General features: G+C 21.4%; 1 protein-coding gene. It reads left to right on the forward strand.

Features of this window, described 5'->3' with window-relative positions; genetic code table 11:
* A partial coding sequence (locus BT993_RS06855) for a LuxR C-terminal-related transcriptional regulator (RefSeq protein ID WP_279625222.1) occupies positions 1 to 148 on the forward strand: 148 nt, incomplete at its 5' end.
* Positions 149 to 416: the final 268 nt, after the last annotated feature.

Below are 416 nucleotides of genomic sequence, written 5' to 3' on the forward strand. Positions count from 1 at the left end.
TTATTATAGCAATCTAACTCCTACTGAAATTAAGATTCTTGGAATGGCAAGAAAGGGTAAAAGTATAGATGAGATTACTAAAAAAGCATATATTAGTAAGAGAACAGTTTTTAATCATTTAACAAATAAATTATTTCTAAATATGTAAATTAAATGCATAATTACAATATAAACAATATATTTCTTTATTAAACTAAATATATTACCACTTCTATGATTATTTACTAACCTAGTTCCATTCTCTCCTTTTTCAGAATTTATTGTTACACTCACTTCTGTTGTATTTGTTAAATGATTGATGAGTTAAACTTTTTTTGATTGAATATATAATAAAAAATACAAAAAATGTATGTTCATTACTTTTTTATGTTTGGAACAAATATAAATTGATTCTACAATTGATAAATTCTAATCAT

The sequence above is a fragment of the Streptobacillus ratti genome, from assembly GCF_001891165.1.
GTDB lineage: Bacteria > Fusobacteriota > Fusobacteriia > Fusobacteriales > Leptotrichiaceae > Streptobacillus > Streptobacillus ratti.